Below are 16,779 nucleotides of genomic sequence, written 5' to 3'. Positions count from 1 at the left end.
AGAGACCCACCGACGAGCAGCCATGCCCACCCAACGACCCACTGATCCATAAGACGCTCCCTAGGCCACGGTCACGACCGCCGTCCTCCGCGCCCTCGAAGACGAGGAGCAGGACGGAGCCGAGCCGGTCCCGCCGGGTGACCTTCAACGTGTCGCCTTCGCGCAGCAGCCGCATCACCAGGTCGAGCTTCGGCCGGGAGGCATTGGCACCGGAGGCGTGTCGATGTGGATGTTGGCCGGGTCGACACCCGCGCGGGTGAGCGCGTCGATCTGGTGGACCGGGTTCCGCTCTTGGGCGGAGACGCGGGCGTAGCCGATCAGCGTGGTGTCGAACTGTACCGACCAGGGGGTTTGCCGACGATGATTGTCGACGCGCGTTGTCGACGTTGTGATGGCCGGTGGGGGACCACTTGCCGATGTTGTCGGGAAACGATCGTTTCCCGACACGGCTGTGAAGATCGGCTGCTGGCCTGGATGGTCATGCTGAGGGGGCCGGGTCTTCGCCATCCATCTCGGTGAGCCAGTTCTTGACCAAAGCAGCGGACTCGGCATCGCCGGTGTCGGTGAATGCCTCGACCGCCTTGGTCCAACTGCTGCGGGCTTTGTCGAACCGCCGCACCTGCTGCAGGGCCGAGCCGAGGTTGTTCAGCGCCGTGCCTTCGCCGTGCCGGTCCCCAATCTCGCGGAAGATGCCGGCGGCCTGCTGGTAGGCGGTGATCGCCTCCTCGAACCGCCGCACCTGCTGCAGGGCCGAGCCGAGGTTGTTCAGCGCCCGGCCTTCGCCGTGCCGGTCCCCGATCTCGCGGCAGATCGCCAGGTCCTGCTGGTGGGCGGTGATTGCCTCCTGGAACCGCCGCACCTGCTGCAGGGCCAGGCCGAGGTTGTTCAGCGCGGTGCCTTCGCTGTGCCGGTCGCCGGTCTCGCGGTAGATGTCGGTGGCCTGCTGGTGGGCGGTGATTGCCTCCTGGAACCGCCGCACCTGCCGCAGGGCCAGGCCGAGGCTGTTCAGCGCCGTGCCTTCGCCGTGCCGGTGCCCGATCTCGCGGCAGATCGCCAGGTCCTGCTGGTGGGCGGTGATTGCCTCCTGGAACCGCCGCACCTGCTGCAGGGCCAGGCCGAGGTTGTTCAGCGCCGTGCCTTCGCCGTGCCGGTCGCCGGTCTGGCGGAGAAGGTGCAGGGCGGTGGTGGTGATGGTGATCCAGTCATCGAACCGGCGGCGGAAGTCGAGGAACTGGGCCAAGTCGAAGGCGAGGCGGATGCTGGTGGTGTGGTGGTCGGTGTGGGTGGCTGCGGTGGTGCAGGCGGCGATCAGGTTGACGCGTTCACTATCGAGCCACGCCAGGGCAGCGGCCCGGTCACCGAACCGGGAGGACAGGGCCTCGGGCGGGGGCTGCTGCAGGTGAGTTTTGGCGGCTTCGGTGGTGGTGCGGTAGTAGGCCAACAGCCGGGTTAGGGCTTGGTCGTGTTGGTCGTCGCTGCTGTCGGGGTGCTGCGCGGCGTAGAGGCGGACCAGGTCGTGCATCCGCCACCGATTCCACACCGTGCCGGGTTCGATCAGGTGGGTGTCGGACAGTTCCTCCAACACCAGATCCGTGGCGGCCGGGTCGAGGTCGACCAGCCGGGCGGCGGCCTGCACGCTGATGTCGGGGCCGGGGTTGACCGGCAGCCGCCGAAACAGCGTCGCGTGCCGCGGGGTGAGGGTCCGGTAGGACAAGTCGAACGCGGCCCGCACCGCCCGATCCGCCCGCTGCAGCTGGTCCAGGCGGGTGTGCTCCGCCGCCAACGCCTCGGCCAGGTCGGCCACCGGCCGGGTACGGCGGCTGGCCAGCCGGGCGGCCACGATCCGCAACGCCAGCGGCAACCCCGCGCACAGGTCCGCGACCCGGCCGGCGGCGTCGGCCTCATCCCGGATGCGGGTATCGGCCGGGTCCACCCGACGCAGAACATCGGCCAGCAACCGCACCGACGCCTCCCGGTCCAGCACCTTCAACTCATGGCGGCGGGCCTCGATGTCAAGGTTGTCCCGGGAGGTGACCAGCGTGGCCGTGACCCCGTCGCCGGGCAGCAACGGCGCGACCTGACCGACGGTGGCGGCGTTGTCGATCACCAACAGGATCCGCTTACCCTGCCCGGCGTAGGCGGCCAGCACGCTACGGAACAACCGACTGCGGTCCTGCACACCGGCGGGCACGTACTCGCCGGGCATGCCCAACGCCTGCAGCAGCCCACCCAGCACCTCCCCGGTAGAGACCCTGCGGCTGGACGCGTCGCCGGCGGGGTCCGGGTCGTAGCCGAACAGGTCCACGAACAGCACCCCACCGCAAAACCAGCCGGGCCTACTCATCGCCCGGTGGGCGGCCTGCACCACCAGCTCGGTCTTACCCACCCCCGCCAACCCCACCGTCGCCGACACCAACACCGGCGCCCCACCGCCTTCACCGGCGGGGACCAGCGCCTGCAGCAGCTCACCGAGCTGGATGTCGCGGCCGGTAAACGACGTCGAAGCCTGCGGCAGCCCGGACAGCGCCGGCGTCACCGCCGGCGGCAACACCACCGTGACGTTGCTGCCCTGCACCACCGTGTTGAAGAACACCCCACCGGTGATCGTGTTCTGCGTGTGAGGCTGCCCGGCTGCGCTCACGCCGAAGCGTCCCCACCCGCCGGCGCCGCCGTACCTTCGGTCGAGCCCGGCGGCTGGTGGGAGGTGAAATCGCGGCCCTGGTTCACCTCGCCGTGGAACGTACCCCCGCTGATCGTGCTAGTCACACTCCCCGCACCGGCCCCGCCGTCTGCCCCCGGCGACGGCGCAGGTGCTGGCGCCGCTGCGGTATTCACATCACGCCCGGCCATGATCACCGGCCCGTGGTACGTCCCGTCGTGGGCGGTGTTGGATACCCCACCAACACCGGCGGACGGTGTGCCCTGCCGGGTCAGCGACCTGCGGGTCAGGACCGCGCTATAGCCCGACACCACCAACCCCGCCACCCCGATGAAGAAACCGAGCACACCAGCCCACTGGTTGGCGTCCTTCACCCCCGTGACGACGAAGAACACCCCCACCCCGGCCACCACCGCACCCACAACCACCGCCGCCACCGAACCGACGATGTTCCCGCGCCGCGCCGTCATGACCGCCAGTGTTCTCGACCCCACCACACGCGTCCACTGTGATCATTGGCCGCGGCGTGTCGCCACGCCGACCATCCCGTCGGCAGTGAAGCCGCCGCCTCAGCGGCCAAGACGGATCGGCACGTCTCAACCGTCGATCCCAGCGTTCGGATCGCATAGCGGTCGCAGCACCGCATCCGGACGTGGGGTGAACGCGTAGCGGCCGAGGACGTTGATGTGGGCGTGTCCGAGCGGGGAGCCGGGCGACGTCCTCGGCGCGGACTAGATGGCCGGCGGCGCGGAGTGCGGCGATGGCGGCGTCGATGTAGCGGGTGTTCCACAGCACCACGGCGTTGCAGACCAGGCCCAGCGCCCGAGCTGGCCTTCGCGGCAGGGCTGGCGTAGTTCGCCGCGTTGGCGGTGGAACAGCTTGCGGGCCAGCCGGTGCCTCGACTCCTGCACGGTGAGCTGGCGGTGGACGGTGCGCCGGTAGCCGGTGTTGACCGGGTCGACCATCGCCAGCAGGTGCAGGGTCTTGGCGATGCGCCCGTACTCGGCGAACGCCTGTGATCACCACGCCGCCCACCGACCAGCTCCCGGTCCACGTCATCGAGGAAGAAAACCGCTCCAGCTCCGGTCGGCTCGGCTCACCCACGAACCGCCCGTACGCCGCCACCTGCTCATCACTCAGGAAATCCACCGGTACGGTCATCAACGTACGCCGATGCCATCAAACCGTGCAGCCCCCTTAGAGGAGGATCCTGTACCGATCCTCCTCAACCCCCGGACCGCTGCCTCGACCAGGCAGGCACATCGGGATGGCTCTGGCCAGCCAAGAGGTCCTGGTGGGGTCGGGCAGACAGCATTCCGGGCGCCACTGGAAGGCGTCGAAAGTCACCGGCATGACTGCTTCCCGCGCGGGGAAAGCTCCTCGGCGACACCGCGGCGCACCCGCGGACCCCGACGGCACCAGCGGTGCCGAGCGAGCAAGGGAGCACGACGATGCCGCACGGCGACATCCACACCAGCCACGAACACGGCCGCGGGGTCAACCGGGCCGAGGGCAACGACCGGGCTACCAACACCGCCGACACCAAAGCCGAAGCCGTCGCTGCCGGCCGCGAGCTGGCCATCGACCGCGGCGTCGAGCACCAGGACGGCACCATCGGCGAACGCAACACCTACCCGCGCAGCCGCGACCCACGCAGCTCCGCGGGCTGACCACGACGTACCGACGTACGGCCGAGTCGTGCGACGACGATCTTGGAGGGTGTGGGCATGGCCGAGCAGCAGCCCGGCGGCGGCTCCACTCCGGGTGGGCTGACCGCGCCGATAGCGAACAACGGTGGCGGCGTCATGACCGACGAAGTCGGCGCCGTGACCGGAGAGCTGACCCTGGGCATCCGAATCGCAGACGGCCGGCTGGCGCTACGGGTGCAGCACCGCGACGCCGACGAGTGGTACACGGTGACAGGCGCCGCAATCGACGTCCCCGACCCATCGGTACTACCGCTCTTGCACGCGCTCGCCGCCGGTCTGCTGAACCGCCCCGACGGATGAACCCGCAGGGCACCGGCCATCCGCTAGTCGGCGGCTGGCAGGTCACGCGGTAGACGCCTACCGAACCCGAACCTCACACCGGGTTTTCGGGGGGTTTTCGGGGGGCAGTTCAAATCTACATAGATAGAATCAAAGCCCTGACCGGCGTTTCCGCTGGTCAGGGCCCTTGTGCTTGCGCGCCCGAAGGGACTCGAACCCCTAACCTTCTGATCCGTAGTCAGATGCTCTATCCATTGAGCTACGGGCGCAGGTGCCGAGCCAGCATACATGCCGGCTCGAGCAGCGGAGACTCCGGGATTCGAACCCGGGAGGGGCGGTTAACCCCAACCGCATTAGCAGTGCGGCGCCATAGACCAGACTAGGCGAAGTCTCCCCCGATGGTCGCTGGAGACCACCGTGCCCGAGCTTACAGGGGCGCCCCGCCGCCGGGCAAAGCACCTCACCCATCAGACACCGCCGGGCGTTTCCCCCAGCTCAACCACCGAGTCACGCAGGCGAGCGGGCCTGCCGGACCCGCCGCCGAGCACCATCCGCCCCGGTCGGGCCACAGCCACGGCGGCGCCCCGGACCCCGTGCTCCCCGCCGCGCGGCATCGACCCCGCGACGGACCGCAGCGGTCGGACCGACGAGATCCCACCCGACCGACCTCCACGCGACCCGGTCAGCGCTATCCACCGCCCACGAGCCGCTCTCCGGCCATGGCCCGGGCCCCACCCGCGAGGGCCAGCCCGGCCCGGCTGCCCCGGCCCCCCGCCCACCCGCCGGTGCTGACCGTCGTCCGCGAGGAGCAGGCCGTCGTTCCGTACCGTTCAACAGCTCCGCGTCGACCGAGTCACCTCGTCGTCCATCAATGCGTCACGGGGCCATCACCGCCGTGCCGAGCCCGCGACGACCCGCCGTCCGGCATCGTCGACCTCATTGCGCCCGACCCGCGGAAGCCCTCATTCCGCGCCGCAGCGACCCCCGGCCGACCAAGCACCCGAACTGCCGCCAATCACACAACCCGCCCCGCCTACCGCTACGCTCCGCCGCGCCCTACGATCACCTTGGACGGTCCGATCACCCACCGGACCCGGCCGCCGGCCCGTCCTCCCGGCGCCACACATAACCCACACCCACGGCACCACCCACCCCGGCATCGAGCCGACCCCCCGTTCCGCGTCGATCCACCCACCGGGCCGCCGAGCTGCACGTAGGGTCGGCCGCGCCCCGCGCACCGACCCAGTCCCGCCGGACACCCATCCCGGCGACCGCTCACCCGAAGTCACAGCAGGTCCGACCCGGCAGACCCCGCCACCGCGGTCGATCATCAGGTGCAAGCCCCGACATTTCGCTCTCCGCGCCACGTAGTAAGTCGAATATGGACGTTGAACAAACCGGGGTGGTAAGTCATACGGAAGCCAACCACCGTCCGATCGTCTACATGCAACTTTCATCGCACAGCCAGTGCGATGCCACACGGAGTGATGCGTCACGCTGACGGAGCGTGCAATGTAGATGACTGCGTGAAGAACGAACCCGCCAGGCGGGAAGCCCTCACGCGATCGAGCGGACCGTCACGGTAAGGGGAAGCTCATGGGCAACTTGTCGCGGCTACTGAAGGAGAGTTGGGCGCTGGTCGAGGACCAGCAGGACAAGGTAGCCGGCTACTTCTACGCGCGGCTCTTCCTCACCGACCCGCGCCTGCGCGACCTTTTCCCGGTCCAGATGGACGTGCAGCGCGCGCGGCTGCTCGGCGCGATCGTGCACGCCGTACAGACGCTGGAGGACCCCGAGCAGTTCGACAGCTACCTGCGGGCGCTCGGCCGCGATCACCGCAAGTTCGAGGTGCTCGGCGAGCACTACGCCGTGGTCGGCGCGGCGCTGGTCGAGGCGCTGCGGACGTTCGCCGGCGAGCAGTGGGGCTGGGAGTACGAGCAGGCGTGGAAGGACGCGTACGACGTCATCGCCCGCAAGATGCAGGCCGGTGCCGCCGAGGACCGGAACCCGCCGTACTGGCACGCCGAGGTCATCGACCACCAGCGGTACGGCAAGGACATGGCGGTCTTCACCTGCCGGACCTCGACGCCGATGGACTACCGGCCCGGCCAGTACGTCAGCCTGGAGACCGAGTACCACCCCAGACTCTGGCGGTCGTACTCGATCGCCAACGCCCCCCGCAAGGACAACATCCTCGAATTCCACGTCCGGGCCCTCGGCGCCGGCTGGGTGTCCGGCGCGCTCGTGCGCCGGCTGCGCCGCGGCGACTCGCTGCGCGTCGCCGCGCCGATGGGGGACATGGTCCTGGACCGGCGGTCGGCCCGGGACATCGTCTGCGTGGCCGGGGGTACCGGGCTCGCCCCGATCAAGGCGCTCATCGACGAGCTGACCAGCTACAACCGGACCCGCTGGGTGCACGTCTTCCTCGGCGCCCGGGACCGCGACGACCTGTACCACCTGGACGAGCTGACCCGGCTCGCCGCCCGCTACCCGTGGCTGTCGGTCGTCCCGGCGTGCAGCGAGGATGACACGTTCACCGGCGAGCGCGGGCACGTCAACGACGTGATGGCCCGGTACGGGCCGTGGGCCGAGCACGACTTCTTCGTCTCCGGGCCCTCGCCGATGGTGCGGGCGACGATGCGGACGCTGAGCACGCTGAAGGTGCCGTCGACGCGGATCCGGTACGACGCGCTCACCGAGGTGTGACGCGCGGGCGGGGGATGACCGGCCCGTCCGCCCACCATTCCAGTCGGTAGCTGGCCTGCAACGGCGGGTTCTCGCTGACCGCGCGGTAGCGCATGCGCTCGTCGTCGAGGGCGGTCGCGGTGAGCCGGATCGGTACCGGCGCCGTCACCGGCGAGGTGACCGTACCCCGGACGTGCGCGGGGCCCGGCAGGTCCACCTCCAGGGTGAGGTGGCCGGTGGGCAGCCGGACGATGCGCTGGAACCAGCGGCCGTCGTTCGCCGCGTTGATCCGGATCTCGTACTCCAGCGTGGCCTGGCCGCCGGGCTCCAGCGGGAAGGCGCAGGTGGCGTTGCGGAACAGTAGCCACGCCTCCTTCGTCACGTCCCGGTCCCGGCCGGGCTGCCACTGCATCGGCTCGCGCCGGTCGCCGACGGTGCAGTGCGCGGTCAGGCCGAGCGAGTCGAACGTGAGCGGGTGGTCGTGGTGGTGTGCCCGGGAGCGGGCCGGGTCCTCGGGCCAGCGGTCCACGCCGACCTTCACCGCGAACCGGGTCACCGCCTCGGTGCCCGCGTTGTACAGGTCCCGGCGGATCATGCAGCGGTAGCTGTCCACGTCCACGGTCAGCCGGGCCAGCTCGCGCTCCACGACCAGCCCGGCGGTGGGCGGCAGCCAGGGCGGCGGCCCGGCCGGGCGGTAGTCGACGGACGTGCGGCGCAGCCGGTCGTACTCCTCGAACCGCCGCCACAGGCTGCCGCCGGCCAGCAGCACCGCCTCCGCCCGGCGGGCGAAGTCGGCCGTGGGGCGGTGCCGGCACCGCTCGATGTGGCTGACGTACGAGGGGTCGAAGCGCATCCGGAGGGCGAGCTGCTTCTTGCTCAGCCCACGGACGTGCCGCCACCGGGCCAGCTCTGCGGCGAAGGCGTGGGCGGCCTCGTGGATGGCCCGGTGCGGGTCGTCGTGGTGGTCGGCGGGGGAGCGGGCGGCGCTGGGTCGGGGGGTGGCGGTGGCCATGGCGCGTCAGGGGCCTCCGGGCAGTGGTCGCGGAACCTGTCAGTGTGGTGCCTGAGCCGGCTCAACGGGGGTATCTGATGTCTTACCGACAATTCTCTTGACAACAACACGATGGTCGGTAGACCGTGATCAAGTTGGTTAGGCTAGCCTTAGCGCCGTACGATTGGTTTCGGTCCCGGCGGGGTACGTGGGCGCCCGGCACCCCTGGTGGTGCGGCGGGTGGCGCGGCCGAAGGGGTCGGTCGCCGCCGCGTCCCCGGACGTGCCGGCGGCTGCCCGGTGTGGGACCGACTCTACCGCTGGCGCGTGCTCGCCCGGCCATTCTCACATCACCAGCATTCCCCGCACCATCCCCGGCGCTCGCAGGAGGTGAACGACGTGCACGTGGTCGCACCCGGCTTCATCGTGCCGTCGCCCGCCCGCACCGGCGTCCCCGACCCGCTGGCCGCGGCCCGCGAGGCCGTGCGCGCCGTCGGGCGGACCCGCCCGCTCGTCGGGCTCGCCGACGGCCTCACCGTCGACGACGAGACCGACGGCTGGGTACCGGCCACCGCGCTCACCGACGGCAGCCGCACCGCCGACCTGGTCGCCCTCAGCCGGGCCCGGTTCTCCGCCGCCCCGCCGGCGGCGGTCGCGCTGGCCTGGAAGTCGTACGGGTACTGGCTCGCCCTGCCCGCCGTCCTCGGCTGGGCCGGCGCCCGCCAGGTGCCGCTGCTGCACCCCGGCGACGTGCTGGTCGGCCTCGACCGCGGCGAGCAGGTACCCCGGATCGGGCTGCGCCACGGCATCCCCGTCGCGGTCCTGCCCAGCGACCCGCTCGCCCTCACCGCGCCCGACTCGGTGACCGTCGTCGCCGACGAGGACGCGCTGCTCGCCGCGCTCCGGCAGAGCCTGCGGGTCGCCCACGTCGACCCGGTCGTCGCCACGCTGCGCGGGCAGGTGCGGATCAGCGCCCGGACGCTGCTCGGCTCGCTCGCCTCCGGCGTCGCCCACGGCATCCTCGCCGCCGCCGACGTGCTGCCCGGCCCCACCCTGCGGACCATCGACACGCTGCTGACCGCGCTCGACGTACCGGACCTGGTCAGCGTCGAGCGGCGCTCCGACGGCACCTGGGCCGTCCAGCGGCGGACCTGCTGCCTCGCCTTCACCCTCCCGAAGCCGAAGGTCTGCGCGAGCTGCTGCCTGCGCCCCGAGGGCGACTGACCCGCTCGCGCCGGCCTATTCGGACGGTGCCCGCTGGCCGTACAGTGCGGGCATGCGTGACCTCAAGCTGAAGCGACGCGCCCTCCTCGCGGCGGGCATCGCCGGCGGGATCGCCGCCCGGCCCGGCGCCGCCGCCGCGGCCGCGGGCAACGACCTGGTCCTCGGGGGCATCCGCATCCCGTACCCGTACGTGACCCGGGCCGGCTGGGGCGCCGACGAGAGCCTGCGCTACCGGGACGGCGTGGAGATCTGGCCGACCGAGTACGCGCCGCCGCAGGCGCTCACCGTCCACCACACCCACGCGCCGGACAGCGACGGCGAGCCCGCCGAGCGGGTCCGCCTCGTGTACCGGGTGCACTGCGTCGACAACGGGTGGGGCGACATCGGCTACCACCTGCTGGTCGACGAGAACGGCCTGGTGTACGAGGGGCGGGTCTCGGGCGGCGACGGCCTGCCGGTGTTCGGCGACCGGCCCGGCCCGGACGGGCGGCCGGCGGTGGTGACCGCCGGGCACGTGCGGGACCACAACATCGGCAACGCCGGGGTGGCGCTGATCGGATCCTTCCAGACCCGGCTGCCCACGCCCGCCCAGCGCCGCAGCCTCGTGTACGTGCTCGCCGGTCTCGCCGCCGCCACCCACCTGGACCCGGGCGGCACCGTCGGCTACGCCAACCCGGTCAACGGCCGCCGCCGCACCGTGCCGACCATCTCCGGCCACGCCGACTGGCTGGCCACCGACTGCCCGGGCACCCTCTTCCACCCCACCCTGCCGAGCGTTCGGGACGACGTGCAGCGGCTGATCGGGCGCTGATCCGCGGGAATGTCGGCCCGCTCCGGCAGGATCGGGCACATGCAGTGGCAACTCGTGATCGACTGCCACGACCCGGACGCGCTGGTCGCGTTCTGGGCCGCGGCACTGCGCTACCGGCCCGCCCCTCCGCCGGAGGGGCACGCGACCTGGCGCGACTGGTACCTCGCCGTCGGCGTGCCCGCGGCCGAGCTGCCGCCGGGGGACTGCCAGGACCGCTTGGAGGACCCGGCCGGGGCGGGGCCGGCGATCTGGTTCCAGCCGGTACCCGAGCGCAAGGTCCTGAAGAACCGCCTCCACCTCGACCTGCGGGTCAGCGGCGGGCGGGCCGTGCCGCTGCCGCAGCGCCGCGCCCGGGTGGACGCCGAGGCCGGGCGGCTCATCGCGCTCGGCGGGCGGCGGCTCGGGCAGACGACCGAGGACGACCACTACGCGGTGCAGATGGCGGACCCGGAGGGGAACGAGTTCTGCGTGGCGTGAGAGCGGCACGGGTCAGCGCTCCGGGTGGGCGTGGCGGTGGGCGTCGGTCACGTCGGACCAATCGGCGAGGGGTACGAGGTGTGCGCGGGCGGCGGTGACGGCCGCCCAGGCGGTCGGGTGGGTGGTGCTGGTGGTGGTACCGCGGGGGCCGCCGGAGCGCAGCTCGACGGTGAAGGCGTCGGCGTCGCGCCTGACGAAGACGTCGCGGCGGGCGGCGTGCTCGAACCGCCCGTTCCACCAGTGCACCAGCAGGACCATGAACGGATCCTATCGAACATATGTTCGATTGGGAGGAGCTGAATGCGCTGCGGTGCCGATACGTCGGGTCACGAGGAGCGGGGTGTCGGCGGCGTGATGCGCGGCCGACGTTGCTACGGCGGCGGGGGAGCCGATGCCCCTACCACGCCTCTATGGGCGAGGGTCACAATGGTCTGACCGGTAGAAACAGGGGCGGAGGGTGTGGGATTCGAACCCACGAAGAGGTTGCCCCCTTACCGGTTTTCAAGACCAGCGCCATCGGCCACTAGGCGAACCCTCCACGGCCGCGGTCGCGCCGCGGGCCGAACGCCCAGTCTGCCAGACCCCCGCCCACCCCGCCCGACCGAGACCACCGCCCGACGCCCACCCCAAGGGAGCGCCATCCCCACCGAACGCCCTCCCAACCCGAACGCCACCCCGCCGGACCGCCAACACCCGCCGACCCCCACCCGCCCGAACGCCACACCCGCCCGGGCGGCGCCACTCACCGTCCGCGGGTGAGACTGGGCGCATGTACGCCACCACCATCGCCCCCGACGGCACCCTGCACTGGACCGAGGTCCCCGACCCCACCCCCGCCCCCGGCGAGGTCCTCGTCCGGATCGAGGCCGCCGCCGTCAACCGCGCCGACCTCCTCCAGGCCGCCGGCAAGTACCCGCCCCCGCCCGGTGCCCCGCCGTACCCCGGCCTGGAGTGTGCCGGTACCCGCGCCGACACCGGCGAACCGGTGTGCGCCCTGCTCGCCGGTGGCGGGTACGCCGAACTCGTCGCCGTACCCGGGGCTCAGCTCCTGCCCGTCCCCGCCGGCCTCGACGCCGTCGGCGCCGCCGCGCTGCCCGAGGTCGCCTGCACCGTCTGGTCCACTGTGGTGAAGGCCGCCGGGCTGCGGTACGGGGAGACCCTGCTGGTGCACGGCGGCGGCAGCGGCATCGGGACCTTCGCCATCCAGCTCGCCGCCGCCCTCGGCGCCCGGGTCCTGACCACCGCCCGCGCGCCCAAGCACGACCGGCTGCGGGCGCTCGGCGCGCACCGGGTCATCGACCACACGGTCGAGGACTTCGTCGAGGTGGCGCGGGCCGACGGCGGGGTCGACGTGGTGCTCGACATCATCGGCGGGCCCTACCTGGACCGGAACGTCGCCGCGCTGCGCACCGGCGGCCGGGTCGCCGTGATCGGGTTGCAGGGCGGGCGGACCGGGGAACTGGACCTCGGGGCGCTGCTGGCCCGGCGGGCGACGGTGCTCGGGACTACGCTGCGCAGCCGGTCCGCCGCCGAGAAGGCGGCGATCGTCGCGGGGGTGCGGGAGCAGGTGTGGCCGCTGGTCGCGGCCGGGCGGGTGCGGCCGGTCGTGGACCGGGTGCTGCCCGTCGCCGCGGCCGCCGAGGCGCACCGGGTGCTCGCCGGCGGCGAGCACGTCGGGAAGGTGGTGCTGGCCGTCAGAGGGGTTTGACCGGCGGGCGGCGGCGTCGGCCGCGCTCGCGGCCGAGGATCCAGATGGCCTCGACGCCGTCCCGCCAGGTGATCTTCTTGCCCTCGTCCCGGGTGCGGGCGTTGTACGAGATCGGCACCTCGTACGGGCGGATCCGCTGGCGGAGCAGCTTGGCCGTGACCTCGGCCTCCATGCCGAAGCCGCGGGAGCGGACGTCCAGCGAGCGGTACAGCGCCACCGGCATCAGCTTGAAGCAGGTCTCCAGGTCGCCGATGTACGAGTTGAACAGCACGTTCGCGGCCAGGGTCACCGCCTTGTTGCCCATCACGTACCAGAACGAGTACGCGCTGTGGCTGCCGAACGTGCGGTTGCCGTAGACCACCTCGGCGCGGCCGTCGAGGACCGGGCCGAGCAGGCGGGGGATGTCCTGCGGGTCGTACTCGAGGTCGGCGTCGAGGATGACCATGTACTCGCCGGTGGCGCTGTCGACCGCGGTGCGGATGGCGGCGCCCTTGCCGGCGTTGCGCGGATGGGTGATCACCCGCAGGCGGGGGTCGTCCACCGTTTCGAGGATGCTCGGGGTGCCGTCGCGGCTGCCGTCGTCGACGACGAGCAGCTCGACGGGGCACGGGTAGTCCACGGCCAACGCCTGTTTCAATGCGTCGCCGATGCGCTCGGCTTCGTTGAATACCGGCATCAGGATCGAGAGTTTCACCGCGGTCTCCGCGTCTGGGGGCTGGTGAGACCGGCTCAGCCTACCCGCTCCCCGACCGGGGGAGCCGCGACGGACCGGCGCCCGCGGGCTCAGGCGGTGGCGAGCAGGCCGAAGGACGGCACCGGGTCGCGGCGCAGGAACGCCGACTCGGCGGCGACGGCGCTGGCCATGATGGGGCGGCGGGCGGCCGCCGCGGCGTCGCCGCGGAAGACGCGGGTGAACAGGTCGTCCAGGCGCCAGAGCTGCTGCGGGCCGGGTACCCGGGCGCGGAACCGCTCGCGGACGCCGTCGACGGCGGTGGCGGCCAGCTCGATCGCGCACTCGCGCGGGTCGGCGGCCCAGCTCACGTGGCGCAGGTGGCGCAGTTCGGCGTTCAGGTGCAGGCGCAGTCGCTGCAGCGGCCAGCCCTGGCGGGTGACGACCAGGCGGCGGCGGGTGAGCAGGAGGAGGAAGTCCTCCCGCTGGGGGCGGTCGGGGCGCGAGCACCGGGCGACGAGGCTGACCGCGTCGGTCGCCGCGACGCACTGCCGCAGGACCGGGAGGTGTCGGCTGATCGTCGACACCGGGAGCCCCGCCTCGTGCGCGGCGGGGAGGAACGTGCGGGAGAAGACGTTCATGTCACATTAACGACAGCGTTGCCGCGGATGAAACGGTCGGGCGCGCAACTTCCACGAGCGGACTTCCTGCCTCACACTTTCCGGGGAATCAGGTCGCCAGGCCCACCCCGACGGCGGTCAGGACCAGCAGGGCGCCGACCACGATCACACACCCGCTGACCTGCACCAACGTCCGGTGCGAGCGGGGCGCGTGGGCGAACGCGAGGGCCACCAGCGCACCCACGATCAGGCCCCCGACGTGCGCCGCCCAGGAGATCTCCTTGATGGCGAAGGTGAATACGAGGTTGATGGCGAGCACCGCCAGGACGGCCGAGGTGTCCTTGCCGAGTCGCCGCTGGATCACGAACAGCGCCCCGAACAGCCCGAACACCGCCCCGGAGGCGCCGACCGTGGGGCCGTCGGGGGAGACGAGGAAGGCGGCCACGTTGCCGCCGAGGCCGGCCAGGACGTACAGGGCCAGGTAGCGCAGCGGGCCGAGGGCGGTCTCCAGGTACCGGCCGAACACCCACAGGGCCCACATGTTCAGCACCAGGTGGACCAGGCCGAAGTGCAGGAACATCCCGGTGAACAGGCGGTAGTACTCGCCGTGCACGATGCCGTCGCGGAACACCGCGTCCACGTTCGGGTCCGCCCACCGGCCGAGGACCGCGCCGGCCTCCATCAACGGGGTGAACGAGCCGCCCAGCCCGCCGAAGCCGCCGCCGAACAGGCCCTGCCCGCTGGCGGACAGCACCGAGGCGACCATCACGAGGATGTTGGCGGCGACGAGGGCCTTGGTGGCGTACCCGCGCTCGCCGGCCGGGCCGCCGCCGAACACCGTCCGGCCGGCGCGCTGCGTCCGGTGCCCCTCGGCCACGCAGATCGGGCACTGGTGGCCGACCGCGGCCGTGGTCATGCAGTCCGGGCAGATCGGGCGCTCGCACCGCGTGCACCGTACCCAGGTCTCCCGCCCCGGATGCCGATAACAGACCGGTACGCCCGCCGCCTCACTCATCCCGCAAACGTACCCGGCCGCCGCCCCCGCCCCGGCCCCGCGCCCACCGCCCGGGCGGGCCCGGACCGACCCCCGCGGCGGGGCCCGGGCCGGCCGCCCGGACCGGGCATCGCCGCAGGTCGGCGGCGCCCCCGTCGGCCGGGCGGGACCCCGCGGGGAAACCCGCCCGGCCGGTCGGGATCAGTCCCGGGTGATCTCGACGCGCTCGATCAGCACGTCCTGCTTCGGGCGGTCCTGCCCGTCGGTCTCGGCGCCGGCGACCTGGTCCACGACCTTGATGCTGGCGTCGTCGGCGACCACGCCGAAGATCGTGTGCTTGTTGTTCAGGTGCGGGGTCTGGCCGACCGTGATGAAGAACTGCGAGCCGTTCGTGCCGGGGCCGGCGTTGGCCATGGCCAGCAGGTACGGCTTGTCGAACCGCAGGTCCGGGTGGAACTCGTCGGCGAAGGTGTAGCCGGGGCCGCCACGGCCGGTCCCGGTCCGGTCGCCGCCCTGGATCATGAAGCCGGAGATCACCCGGTGGAAGATCACCCCGTCGTAGAACGGGCCGCTGCCGGGCTGGCCGGTGGTCGGGTCCGTGTACTCGCGGGTGCCCTCCGCCAGCTCGACGAAGTTCCGGACGGTCTTGGGGGCGTGGTCGCCGAACAGCTCGATGCGGATCGGTCCGACGTTGGTGTGCAGGGTGGCGTAGCGGGCCTCGGCCACGGGTACTCCTCGTCGTTCGGGTTCGCCCGCACCCCAGCGGGGGACGGACGCTGCATGGTGCATAGGAATCCTGCCATGTGTCGGCGTGGCCTTCCGCGGGTATGCGCCGGGCAGTGAGGCTGACGGCAACTACCGGGAGGTGGGCGAGAGGTGTTCAGGCTGAGGCGACGCACGCCGAAGAAGCACGCTGAGCTGTTCAGGGAGGAGCTCGGCGAGAGCCTGGGTCACCTGGCCCGGGCCGCCGAGCACGCCGCGAGCGGCGTCGGGGCGGCGGTGGGCCCGTCGGTCCACGCGGCGCGGGAGAAGGTCAACCCGGCCACCGAACGGGTGAAGGCCGCGGCCGCCGCCGGCATCGGCACGACCGCCGCGGCGCTCGCGCCGCTCGCCGCGTCGGCGACGACCGCCGCGCGGGAGGGCGTGAAGGCCGCCCAGAAAAAGGGTAAGAAGGCCAAGAAGCAGACAGTACGGGCGGCGAAGAAGGCCAGCGGCAGGCGCTCGCGCGGCCTGCGCATCGTCGGGCTGGCCGCGGCCGGCGCCGCGGTCGGCGCGATCGGCGCCGCGATCATCCGGCGCCGGCAGCAGCAGCGGGCGTGGGACGACTTCGACGCCGATCGCGAGCTGGGCCCCGAGAACGGCGCGCTGCGCGACACCGACCGGGTGGGCGCGGGCGTCGGCGGCTCGGGCAGCGCCGGCCGCTCGGACAACGGCCTCGGGTCGCGGTCCGGCAGCGGGCTGGGCCACAGCGACGGCGGCAACCGCCAGGCCGGGTCGCCCACCGGCGGCCCCGGCGCGCGGCCGGGCGGGATCGACCCCGCCCGCAGTACCGCACCCGGCCGGCCGGGCAGCCCGGGCACCGGCCCCGCGGGGCGCGGCCCCGCGGGCGCACCGGGCAACACCGGACCGGCCGGCGGCCAGCCGCGCGGTACGACCGGACCGTCCGGCTCCGACGTCGGGCCCGGCCCGACGGGGTTGAGCGGGTCGAGCGGCGTGGGCGGCTCCGCCGGCCAGCCGGACGGCCTGCGCGGCGACCCGAAGCCGGCCGACCCGCAGCCGGGCGGCCTGCGCCGCAGCACGCCGAACTAGCGCACCACCGCGACACCGACCGCCGGTCGCCCGCCCTGCCGGGGCGGGCCGCCGGCGGTCACGCGCGGGTGGCCGCCGGGCTAGGGCGTGTCTTCAAAGTGTGGTGGTGTCGGATGATGTGAGGTGTGATCCGTCGTTATGAGC

At 72.6% G+C, this 16,779-nt stretch carries 16 protein-coding genes, 3 tRNA genes and 1 pseudogene; 8 read left to right on the top strand and 12 right to left on the bottom strand.

Annotated features, from left to right (window positions below; all coding sequences use genetic code 11):
* Positions 1–478: 478 nt before the first annotated feature.
* From IEY94_RS22890 to IEY94_RS22880, 3 genes and pseudogenes are all read right to left on the bottom strand, one after another.
* Positions 479–2,641, bottom strand: a complete 2,163-nt coding sequence (locus IEY94_RS22890; RefSeq protein ID WP_189172328.1) for an ATP-binding protein — start codon at positions 2,639–2,641, stop codon at positions 479–481.
* Complete coding sequence (locus IEY94_RS22885) at positions 2,638–3,129, bottom strand: hypothetical protein (protein WP_189172327.1); 492 nt, start codon at positions 3,127–3,129, stop codon at positions 2,638–2,640. The genes IEY94_RS22890 and IEY94_RS22885 overlap by 4 nt, the downstream gene beginning before the upstream one ends.
* Positions 3,130–3,255: 126 nt before the next feature.
* A pseudogene (locus IEY94_RS22880) lies at positions 3,256–3,672 on the bottom strand (Tn3 family transposase); the annotation flags it as partial.
* A gap of 438 nt (positions 3,673–4,110) precedes the next feature.
* Between IEY94_RS22880 and IEY94_RS22875 the strand changes: the two are divergent.
* Together IEY94_RS22875 and IEY94_RS22870 are read left to right on the top strand one after the other, a co-directional pair.
* Complete coding sequence (locus IEY94_RS22875) at positions 4,111–4,329, top strand: DUF2188 domain-containing protein (protein WP_189172326.1); 219 nt, start codon at positions 4,111–4,113, stop codon at positions 4,327–4,329.
* 57 nt (positions 4,330–4,386) lie between these two features.
* Positions 4,387–4,668 carry a hypothetical protein gene (locus tag IEY94_RS22870; protein ID WP_189172325.1) on the top strand — a complete coding sequence of 94 codons (282 nt, stop codon included), beginning with the start codon at positions 4,387–4,389 and terminating at the stop codon, positions 4,666–4,668.
* Positions 4,669–4,843: 175 nt separating this feature from the next.
* Here IEY94_RS22870 and IEY94_RS22865 read toward each other — a convergent pair.
* Together IEY94_RS22865 and IEY94_RS22860 are read right to left on the bottom strand one after the other, a co-directional pair.
* A tRNA-Arg gene (locus IEY94_RS22865) sits at positions 4,844–4,916 on the bottom strand.
* A 35-nt stretch (positions 4,917–4,951) separates the two neighbouring features.
* A tRNA-Ser gene (locus IEY94_RS22860) sits at positions 4,952–5,041 on the bottom strand.
* A gap of 1,202 nt (positions 5,042–6,243) precedes the next feature.
* On the opposite strand from IEY94_RS22860, the gene IEY94_RS22855 reads away from it, so the two are divergent.
* Positions 6,244–7,353, top strand: coding sequence for a globin domain-containing protein (locus IEY94_RS22855; RefSeq protein ID WP_189172324.1), 1,110 nt, complete (start codon positions 6,244–6,246; stop codon positions 7,351–7,353).
* On the opposite strand, the gene IEY94_RS22850 is transcribed toward IEY94_RS22855, so the two are convergent.
* Entirely contained in the window at positions 7,340–8,344 is a 1,005-nt protein-coding gene (locus tag IEY94_RS22850) for a helix-turn-helix domain-containing protein (RefSeq protein ID WP_189172323.1), read from the bottom strand. The genes IEY94_RS22855 and IEY94_RS22850 overlap by 14 nt on opposite strands.
* Before the next feature lie 404 nt (positions 8,345–8,748).
* Here IEY94_RS22850 and IEY94_RS22845 point away from each other — a divergent pair, with 404 nt between their 5' ends.
* The 3 genes from IEY94_RS22845 to IEY94_RS22835 are packed head-to-tail and all read left to right on the top strand — an operon-like array spanning position 8,749 to position 10,834.
* On the top strand, positions 8,749–9,546 hold the full coding sequence (locus IEY94_RS22845; RefSeq protein ID WP_373291359.1) for a hypothetical protein: 798 nt from the start codon (positions 8,749–8,751) through the stop codon (positions 9,544–9,546).
* Positions 9,547–9,598: 52 nt separating this feature from the next.
* Positions 9,599–10,357 carry a peptidoglycan recognition protein family protein gene (locus tag IEY94_RS22840; protein WP_189172322.1) on the top strand — a complete coding sequence of 253 codons (759 nt, stop codon included), beginning with the start codon at positions 9,599–9,601 and terminating at the stop codon, positions 10,355–10,357.
* Positions 10,358–10,396: 39 nt separating this feature from the next.
* Positions 10,397–10,834, top strand: coding sequence for a VOC family protein (locus IEY94_RS22835; RefSeq protein ID WP_189172321.1), 438 nt, complete (start codon positions 10,397–10,399; stop codon positions 10,832–10,834).
* Positions 10,835–10,846: 12 nt separating this feature from the next.
* Here IEY94_RS22835 and IEY94_RS22830 read toward each other — a convergent pair whose 3' ends face one another.
* Both IEY94_RS22830 and IEY94_RS22825 read right to left on the bottom strand, forming a co-directional pair.
* On the bottom strand, positions 10,847–11,092 hold the full coding sequence (locus tag IEY94_RS22830) for a hypothetical protein (RefSeq protein ID WP_189172320.1): 246 nt from the start codon (positions 11,090–11,092) through the stop codon (positions 10,847–10,849).
* A 193-nt stretch (positions 11,093–11,285) separates the two neighbouring features.
* Positions 11,286–11,372: transfer RNA gene (locus IEY94_RS22825), tRNA-Ser, on the bottom strand.
* A 231-nt stretch (positions 11,373–11,603) separates the two neighbouring features.
* Between IEY94_RS22825 and IEY94_RS22820 the strand changes: the two genes are divergently transcribed.
* The gene (locus tag IEY94_RS22820; RefSeq protein WP_189172319.1) at positions 11,604–12,542 is read left to right on the top strand and encodes an NAD(P)H-quinone oxidoreductase; all 939 of its coding nucleotides are present in this window, start codon (positions 11,604–11,606) and stop codon (positions 12,540–12,542) included.
* On the opposite strand, the gene IEY94_RS22815 is transcribed toward IEY94_RS22820, so the two are convergent.
* From IEY94_RS22815 to IEY94_RS22800, 4 genes are all read right to left on the bottom strand, one after another.
* A complete protein-coding gene (locus tag IEY94_RS22815; protein WP_189172318.1) occupies positions 12,529–13,236 on the bottom strand; it encodes a glycosyltransferase family 2 protein in 708 nt (235 codons plus the stop codon). The two genes, IEY94_RS22820 and IEY94_RS22815, sit on opposite strands and share 14 nt — an antisense overlap.
* 89 nt (positions 13,237–13,325) lie before the next feature.
* On the bottom strand, positions 13,326–13,853 hold the full coding sequence (locus IEY94_RS22810) for a hypothetical protein (protein ID WP_189172317.1): 528 nt from the start codon (positions 13,851–13,853) through the stop codon (positions 13,326–13,328).
* Positions 13,854–13,941: 88 nt separating this feature from the next.
* Entirely contained in the window at positions 13,942–14,847 is a 906-nt protein-coding gene (locus IEY94_RS22805) for a rhomboid family intramembrane serine protease (RefSeq protein WP_189172316.1), read from the bottom strand.
* Between the two features lie 180 nt (positions 14,848–15,027).
* Complete coding sequence (locus tag IEY94_RS22800) at positions 15,028–15,552, bottom strand: peptidylprolyl isomerase (RefSeq protein WP_189172315.1); 525 nt, start codon at positions 15,550–15,552, stop codon at positions 15,028–15,030.
* 150 nt (positions 15,553–15,702) lie between these two features.
* On the opposite strand from IEY94_RS22800, the gene IEY94_RS24095 reads away from it, so the two are divergent.
* On the top strand, positions 15,703–16,635 hold the full coding sequence (locus tag IEY94_RS24095) for a hypothetical protein (RefSeq protein ID WP_189172314.1): 933 nt from the start codon (positions 15,703–15,705) through the stop codon (positions 16,633–16,635).
* The last annotated feature ends 144 nt before the right edge of the window (positions 16,636–16,779 follow it).

The organism is Pilimelia anulata, assembly GCF_014647895.1.
GTDB lineage: Bacteria > Actinomycetota > Actinomycetes > Mycobacteriales > Micromonosporaceae > Pilimelia > Pilimelia anulata.
Note: the sequence above shows the minus strand (reverse complement) of the source record. Positions and strands in the feature narration are given on the sequence as shown.

Coding starts and splice junctions, on each gene's coding strand:
- IEY94_RS22885 (WP_189172327.1), bottom strand. CDS start 3,129: ATGACGGCGCGGCGCGGGAACATCGTCGGTTCGGTGGCGGCGGTGGTT.
- IEY94_RS22835 (WP_189172321.1), top strand. CDS start 10,397: ATGCAGTGGCAACTCGTGATCGACTGCCACGACCCGGACGCGCTGGTC.
- IEY94_RS22855 (WP_189172324.1), top strand. CDS start 6,244: ATGGGCAACTTGTCGCGGCTACTGAAGGAGAGTTGGGCGCTGGTCGAG.
- IEY94_RS22875 (WP_189172326.1), top strand. CDS start 4,111: ATGCCGCACGGCGACATCCACACCAGCCACGAACACGGCCGCGGGGTC.
- IEY94_RS22810 (WP_189172317.1), bottom strand. CDS start 13,853: ATGAACGTCTTCTCCCGCACGTTCCTCCCCGCCGCGCACGAGGCGGGG.
- IEY94_RS22805 (WP_189172316.1), bottom strand. CDS start 14,847: ATGAGTGAGGCGGCGGGCGTACCGGTCTGTTATCGGCATCCGGGGCGG.
- IEY94_RS22830 (WP_189172320.1), bottom strand. CDS start 11,092: ATGGTCCTGCTGGTGCACTGGTGGAACGGGCGGTTCGAGCACGCCGCC.
- IEY94_RS22850 (WP_189172323.1), bottom strand. CDS start 8,344: ATGGCCACCGCCACCCCCCGACCCAGCGCCGCCCGCTCCCCCGCCGAC.
- IEY94_RS22840 (WP_189172322.1), top strand. CDS start 9,599: ATGCGTGACCTCAAGCTGAAGCGACGCGCCCTCCTCGCGGCGGGCATC.
- IEY94_RS22870 (WP_189172325.1), top strand. CDS start 4,387: ATGGCCGAGCAGCAGCCCGGCGGCGGCTCCACTCCGGGTGGGCTGACC.
- IEY94_RS22820 (WP_189172319.1), top strand. CDS start 11,604: ATGTACGCCACCACCATCGCCCCCGACGGCACCCTGCACTGGACCGAG.